This is a genomic window from Burkholderia sp. Tr-20390 (assembly GCF_017104595.1).
Classification (GTDB): Bacteria; Pseudomonadota; Gammaproteobacteria; order Burkholderiales; family Burkholderiaceae; genus Burkholderia.
In genome coordinates this window covers 39379-45884 of record NZ_JAAGPC010000062.1, presented here as the reverse complement: position 1 = coordinate 45884, position 6506 = coordinate 39379, and the positions used below count along the sequence as shown (strand labels likewise).

The 6506-nt window shown below is 69.4% G+C and carries 6 protein-coding genes and 1 pseudogene; 3 read left to right on the top strand and 4 right to left on the bottom strand.

Annotated features, from left to right (window positions below):
• From G3N98_RS18755 to G3N98_RS18745, 3 genes and pseudogenes are all read left to right on the top strand, one after another.
• A pseudogene (locus G3N98_RS18755) lies at positions 1 to 367 on the top strand (hypothetical protein); the annotation flags it as partial.
• 19 nt (positions 368 to 386) lie between these two features.
• A complete protein-coding gene (locus G3N98_RS18750) occupies positions 387 to 1070 on the top strand; it encodes a hypothetical protein (protein WP_241025969.1) in 684 nt (227 codons plus the stop codon).
• Positions 1071 to 1099: 29 nt separating this feature from the next.
• Positions 1100 to 2299 carry a zinc ribbon domain-containing protein gene (locus G3N98_RS18745; protein WP_206148880.1) on the top strand — a complete coding sequence of 400 codons (1200 nt, stop codon included), beginning with the start codon at positions 1100 to 1102 and terminating at the stop codon, positions 2297 to 2299.
• Positions 2300 to 2625: 326 nt separating this feature from the next.
• Here the strand turns inward: G3N98_RS18745 and hutC are convergent, their stop codons facing one another.
• From hutC to G3N98_RS18725, 4 genes are read right to left on the bottom strand one after another with little or no spacing between them, the layout of a single operon-like run.
• Complete coding sequence (gene hutC / locus G3N98_RS18740; RefSeq protein ID WP_206148879.1) at positions 2626 to 3381, bottom strand: histidine utilization repressor; 756 nt, start codon at positions 3379 to 3381, stop codon at positions 2626 to 2628.
• A gap of 56 nt (positions 3382 to 3437) precedes the next feature.
• Positions 3438 to 4931 carry a histidine ammonia-lyase gene (gene hutH, locus G3N98_RS18735; RefSeq protein WP_206148878.1) on the bottom strand — a complete coding sequence of 498 codons (1494 nt, stop codon included), beginning with the start codon at positions 4929 to 4931 and terminating at the stop codon, positions 3438 to 3440.
• Between the two features lie 7 nt (positions 4932 to 4938).
• The gene (locus G3N98_RS18730; RefSeq protein WP_206148877.1) at positions 4939 to 5730 is read right to left on the bottom strand and encodes an ATP-binding cassette domain-containing protein; all 792 of its coding nucleotides are present in this window, start codon (positions 5728 to 5730) and stop codon (positions 4939 to 4941) included.
• A 27-nt stretch (positions 5731 to 5757) separates the two neighbouring features.
• Complete coding sequence (locus G3N98_RS18725; RefSeq protein ID WP_089476717.1) at positions 5758 to 6504, bottom strand: ABC transporter permease subunit; 747 nt, start codon at positions 6502 to 6504, stop codon at positions 5758 to 5760.
• Positions 6505 to 6506: the final 2 nt, after the last annotated feature.

Below are 6506 nucleotides of genomic sequence, written 5' to 3'. Positions count from 1 at the left end.
GACGCCGCCGGCGTCGAACGCGCCGCCCGCAGCCGCGAACGCGCAGCCGCCGTCGCCCTTCGCGAAACTGCAGGACGACACGCCCACCCCAACCGCCCCCGCCACCGTTGCAGAGGCACCGCGCAACAAGCCGCACCCGACACCGCCGGCCCGCCCGTCCACGGCGGCCAACCCTGCCGCGCCCGCCGTCGACGGCCTGCTGAAACGCGCGCAGGGCGACCTGTCGCGCGGCCAGTACGACAAGGCGATCGCGACAGCGGAAAGCGTCCTGGCGATCGAGCCGGGCAACCGTCCGGCGAAGACGTTGATCGCCAAGGCGAAGGCGCGGCAGATGGATGCACTGCGCAACAACAGCACACTTGAATGAAGCGCCGGAGAAAACCGACATGACAATTCAGAAAACCCTCGCCGCGGCCTGCGCGGTCACCTTGCTCGCCAGCGGCTGCGCCACCCAGAACGGCACCGGCGGGATCTCGTCCGAATCGGTGCTGCGCTGTACCGCGCTCGGCGCCGGCGGCGCGCTGGTCGGTGCGCTGATCGGCGGCACCAAGGGCGCGATCGGCGGCGCGGTGGCCGGGCTTGCCGCGTGCGCCGTGATCGAAGTGGCGACGCGGCAGACGAAGACGGCGGCCGAAGTCGATCGCGATTACCGCGCGAACAACCGCAACAACCTGCCGCCGTACGCGAAGATCGACGCCTACACGACGGTTGTCACGCCGCGCTCCGCGGTCAAGACCGGCGAGCCGATCAAGCTGGCCTCGCAGATTCGCGCGGTATCCGGCACGAACGAGCCCGTCCAGGAAGTCAAGGAAGTCGTGACCGTCTACGCGCCGTCGGGCGAGCAGTTCAAGCGCGGCGAGAAGATCGTCAACGCGACGCCGGGCAGCGGCGAATTCGACAACAGCTTCACGCTGAAACTGCCGTCGGGTGCGCCGCAAGGCACGTACACGCTGAAAAGCCAGGTCTACCTGAACGGCAAGCCGGGCTCGACCCGGCAATCCAGCATCCAGCTCGCGCAGGTCGACGGCGTCACCGTCGTCGCGCTGCTCGACGCCCCCGCCGCACACTGACCGGCCCGCACCTGCAAGGAGATTCAACGATGTCAACGCTCGATCAAGCCCCCGTGTCGGGAAAGTTCGGCCTGCTGCGCGCCGCCGAGGCCGTCACGAACTGGCGCGCACTCGCGATGTGCGCGTTCGCGCTCGTCGCCAGCATGCTGATGGCCATGCTCACGATCCAGGTACTCGGTCACAGCCCCGTGCTCGGCCTGCTGTTCGTCATCGCGACGCTCGCGATCTCGCTGATCGGCTATTCCGCGGTCGGCATCGTGCTGATGCGCGATGCACAGGGTGAATCGGTCGGATTCGTCGACGCGCTGCTGCAGGCGACGTTCAGCGTCCACCGCCTCGTCGGCATCGGCGTGCTGCTCGTGGTCGGCTGGATCCTGCTGCTGCTCGCGTTGCTGATCGTGTTCCTGGTCTGCAAGCTCCCGGGCGTCGGCCCGCTGCTGTACGCGATCGCGTATCCGGTCGCGGCGATCGCCGCGGGCGCGATCTTCGCCGGCATGGGCTACGTCGGCTATCCGCTCGCCGCGCCCGCCATCTGGCAAGGCAACACGACGCTGCAGACCGCCGCGCGCCTGCTGCAGATCGGCCGCCGCCAGCTGCTCGGCGTGATCGTCCGGATGTTCGGGCTGCTGCTGCTCGTCGGCGTGCTGTCCGCCATCGTGTTCGGCATTCTCGGCACCGGCGCCGCGATCGCATCGTCGATCTCGGCGGCAACCGGCACCAGCCCGCTGGGTGGCCTGATGGGCACGCTCGGCGGCCTGGGCGGCCTCGGCCGGCACGCCAGCGCCTACGGCCTTGGCGCGGATGCGGCGGGAGGCGGATTCGACTACCGCAGCATGGCCTATCTGGGCGCGTACGGCTTCGGCAACGGCCTGCTGTTCGCGATCGGTCTCGTGATTCCGTTCCTGACGTTCGTCAACGGCACGTGCCTCATCTATCTGCAGACGGTCAGCGGCGTCGATTTCTCCGCAACGGAAGAGAAGCTGAGCCAGCACGTCGCGGACGCGAAACGCCACGCCGAACAGGCACGCGAACGCGCCGCCGATCACCTTGCCAAAGCACGCGACTCGCATGCCGCCAGCACGGCGAGCGCAGCGGGGACGGCTTCGCTGCCGGTGTCGGATACGAAATCGCCCGCCGCGGACGAGGCCACGGCCTGTGCGCAGTGCCACAAGCCGATGGCCGCCGACGACCTGTTCTGCGGCGAATGCGGTGCGCGCCGTCACGCTTGACGGCAGCGTGATCGCGCAGCGAAGCGCGGCCCGCGGCCAGGTATCGCCGCGGGTCGCGGGTTTCGGGCAACCAACCGGCACGTATCGGCAGCCGGTTTCCTGAACGCGGTCGATTGGTTCGCGCAACACGTCGCGTCTACCGGCGCGATGACGAAAGCGCGACGCTGCGCGAACATCCCGCGCTCGCGTACCCGGTCAACCGGCCCGCGCAAGCGGCCTGAGCGCCCGCCGCACGTGGCTTGCGCAACGGCAAGCCGGCAGCCTGACCCGACGCTCGCCTTCGCGACAGTGACAGCGACAGCGATCGCCGCAGCGCACGACCCTGCCTACACCCGCCCCGCCAGATGAAACCGTGACGCCGGATGCCACAGCTGCACCGACGTCGCGACCTGCCCGCCGACCCACGTGCGCCGCCGCAGCAGCAGGCACGGTTCGCCGATTTCCATCACGAGGTGCCGGCGCACCTGCGCATCGGGCTTCTGCGCGTAGATGCGGAATTCCGCACGCTGGATCGGCGCGAGCCGCACCATGTAGTGGTTCGGCGTCTCGACCGTGAAATCCTGCTCGAGATACGCGGGAAACAGCGCCGGATTGACGTAGCGATCCTCGAACTGGATCGGCTCGCCCTCCTCGCAATGCACTATGCGCGAATGAAACACCGGCCCCGTGCGCAGCCCGAGCGCTTCGATCGCTTCGGGATCGTCGCTGCTTTCGAGTGTCATCACGCGCGCACTGTGCCGATGGCCGCGCTCGGCGATCTCGTCCGCGATGTTGCGGATCTCGAGCACCGTCGATTCGTAATGACGGCGCTCGACGAAGGTGCCCGCCCCCTGGATGCGGGTCAGCACACGCTCGGCGGTCAGCTCGCGCAGCGCACGCGACACCGTCATCCGCGCCACGCCGAACTCCTTGACCAGTTCGGCTTCAGTCGGAATCGCGCCGCCGGGCTTCCAGTCCCCGTTCGCGATCCGCTCGACCACGTAGCGCTTGATCTGCTGGTAGGCCGGCAGCGCGCGTGCCGGCACGTCGTCGCCCGGTACGGCCCCCGGCCGGGCCGCCGTGTATCGTTCCGCTTCGTTCATGCGCCCTCGATCGAATGAAGATGGGATGACCTGCCGACCGTCGCCCCGCCGCTGCGTCACGCCAGCGACGGCGGTATGCCCGCGACGATGGCGGCCGCGCTCGCGATGTCGTCCGCGAGCGGCCGGTCGTCTTGATATGCCGGCACGCGGTCGCGCACGTAACGCCACAGCGCATCGGTCGGCGCCGCCCGCAACGCTTCGTTCTCCTGCAAATCGTACGCCTGCGTGGCGGCCAGCAACTCGATCGCGAGCACGCGCGTGGTGTTCTCGATGATGTCGAGCGCCTTCAGCGCGGCCGGCGTCGCATGGCACAGGTGGTCTTCCTGCAGGCCCGACGTGATGCCGCCGTCGAGGCTCGCGGGCGCGGCGAGCCGCTGGTTCTGCGCCACCAGCGCGACCGCGGTGTACTGCGCGATCATGAACCCGGAACACGTGCCGCCCGGCGCCGCGAGAAATGCCGGCAGCCCGCTCACGAGCGGATTGACGAGCCGGTCGAGCCGCCGCTCGGCAATCGCCGCGACCTGCGCCATCGCGGCCGCGAGGCTGTCCATCGCGAGCGCGATGCCCGCGCCGACCGCATGCGCCTGCGAATGGACGGCCGGCGCGTCGCGCGTGCCCGCGACGATCGGATTATCGGTCACGGACGCGAGCTCGCGGTCGACGACTTCCGCCGTGACCGCCAGCACGTCGCGCGCCGCGCCGTGCACGTGCGGAATCGTGCGCAGGCTGAGCGGGTCCTGCGTATGTCGCCCGTTCGCCGCGGCGAGCATCGCGCTGTCGGCGAGCATCGCGCGCAGGCGCGCGCCGACGTGCCCGATGCCGGGCGAAATGCGCAGCGCCAGCGATGCCGGATCGAACGCGGCGAGCTGGCCGCCGAGATTCTCGAAGCTCGTCGCCGCGATCCAGTCGGCCCAGTCGAGCAGCCGCTCCGCGCGGGCGAGCGCGAGCGCGGCGAGCCCCGTCACGCACGGCGTGCCGTTGACCAGGCTCAGCCCCTCCTTGGCGCCGAGCGCCAGCGGCTCGCGGCCGATGCGGCGCAGCGCTTCATCGCCCCGCACGCGTTCGCCGCCGTGCCGCGCGTGGCCGTGCCCGATACAGACGAGCGCGACGTGCGCCATGTGGGTCAGGTAGCCGACCGACCCGTGCGCCGGCACTTCCGGCAGGCAATCGTGCTCGAGCAGGGCGACCAGCTGGTCGACGATGTCGGCCCGCACACCGGAATGCCCGTGGGCGTAATTGTTGATCGCGGCCGCGATGATCGCGCGCGTTTCCGCCGCACCGAGCGGCGCGCCGACGCCGACCGCATGGCTCATCAGGATGTTGCGCGACAGCGTACCCTGCTGCGCGGGCGACACGATCACGTCGCACAGCGCACCGACGCCCGTGTTGACGCCATACGCGCGAATGCCGCGCGCGACGATTGCGTCGACGAGTTCGCGCGCCGCGACGACACGCTCGCGCGCCTCATCAGTCAACGCGAGCGGCGCGCCGGCCGCCACCGCCGCGATCTGCCGCCAGTCGAGCGGCCGGGCCGAACGGAATACGGTCATGGCGGCCTCAGTTCGCGGCACGGTCATGATGGCTCGACACGAACTGGCGGAAGCGTTCGGAGCACTGGCCGCCGAACAGTTCGCCAGGCGTCCCGTCCGCATCGACCTCGCCCTGATGCAGGAACATCACGCGATTCGACACATGCCGCGCGAAGCCCATTTCGTGCGTGACGACCAGCATCGTGCGCCCTTCCTCCGCGAGCGAGCGCATCACGCGCAGCACCTCGCCGACCAGCTCCGGATCGAGCGCGGAAGTCGGTTCGTCGAACAGCATCACCTTCGGGTGCATCGCGAGCGCCCGCGCGATCGCGACCCGCTGCTGCTGGCCGCCCGACAGATGGGCCGGATAGTAGCCGCGCTTGTCCGCGAGGCCGACGCGCGCGAGCAGCGCCTCGGCTTCCTCGACCGCTTCCGCGCGACCGCGCTTCTGCACGCGCAGCGGCCCTTCGACGAGATTGTCGAGCACGGTCATGTGCGACCACAGGTTGAAGTTCTGGAACACCATCCCGAGCTGCGAGCGGATGCGGTCCACCTGACGCCGGTCGCCCGGATGCAGCTTGCCGTCGCGCGCGCGTTTCATCTTCAGTTCCTCGCCGGCGAGCGCGACCGAGCCGTCGTCGGGCGTTTCGAGCAGGTTCAGGCAGCGCAGGAAGGTGCTCTTGCCCGAACCGCTCGCACCGAGGATCGAGATGACGTCGCCTTCGTGCGCGTCGAGCGAAATGCCCTTCAGCACGTGGTGATCGCCGAACGACTTGTGGATGTTCCTGACCGACAGGGCGACGGGAGCAGCAGAGTTCATCGATTTCTCCTGGAAGGAAGGACGCGGTCAGGATGCGACACGTCGCGCATTGCGTGCGTCGGCCGCGGGTGCGCCGGACGGCTTCGGCGCGCGCAGGTGGCCCGACAACCGCCATTCGAGCGCGCCGAGCAGGCGGACGATGATGAAGTTCAGGCCCAGGTAGATGAGGGCCGCACACACGAACACCTCGGTCGTCCGGTAGGTTTGCTGGATGATCTGCTGCGCGACGCCCGTCACCTCCCACACGGTCACGAGGCTGGCGAGCGCGGTCGACTTGACCAGCAGCACGGCTTCGGTCGAATACGCGGGCAGGCACTGGCGCAGCGCGATCGGGCCGATCACGCGGCGCAGCAGCGCGAAGCCCGACAGGCCGATCGAATAGCCGGCCTCGATCTGCCCGACCGGCACGGCCATCAGCCCGCCGCGCAGGATCTCGGCCGTGTAGCCGGCCGTACACAGCGCGAGCGACAGCACCGCGCACACGTACGGCTCGCGCAGCAGCGGCCACATGAAGCTCTCGCGGATCACGCCGAACTGGCCGAGCCCGTAGTACACGAGAAACATCTGGATCAGCAGCGGCGAGCCGCGAAACACCAGGATGTAGGCACGCGCGAAGCGGTTCGCCAGCCAGCGCGGCGACACGCGCATCGTGACGATCACGAGCGACAGCAGGCCGCCGAGCACGAGCGACGCGAAGAACAGGCCGAGCGTGGTCGGTACCGCCGCGAGCAGCTGGCGCAGCGTGTCGAACAGGAAGTCGAAATCGAGTGACATGG

Bases quoted from the DNA above. Each gene is read 5' to 3' on its own strand.
- G3N98_RS18750 (WP_241025969.1), top strand. From the start codon at position 387: ATGACAATTCAGAAAACCCTCGCCGCGGCCTGCGCGGTCACCTTGCTC.
- G3N98_RS18745 (WP_206148880.1), top strand. From the start codon at position 1,100: ATGTCAACGCTCGATCAAGCCCCCGTGTCGGGAAAGTTCGGCCTGCTG.
- hutC (WP_206148879.1), bottom strand. From the start codon at position 3,381: ATGAACGAAGCGGAACGATACACGGCGGCCCGGCCGGGGGCCGTACCG.
- hutH (WP_206148878.1), bottom strand. From the start codon at position 4,931: ATGACCGTATTCCGTTCGGCCCGGCCGCTCGACTGGCGGCAGATCGCG.
- G3N98_RS18730 (WP_206148877.1), bottom strand. From the start codon at position 5,730: ATGAACTCTGCTGCTCCCGTCGCCCTGTCGGTCAGGAACATCCACAAG.
- G3N98_RS18725 (WP_089476717.1), bottom strand. From the start codon at position 6,504: ATGTCACTCGATTTCGACTTCCTGTTCGACACGCTGCGCCAGCTGCTC.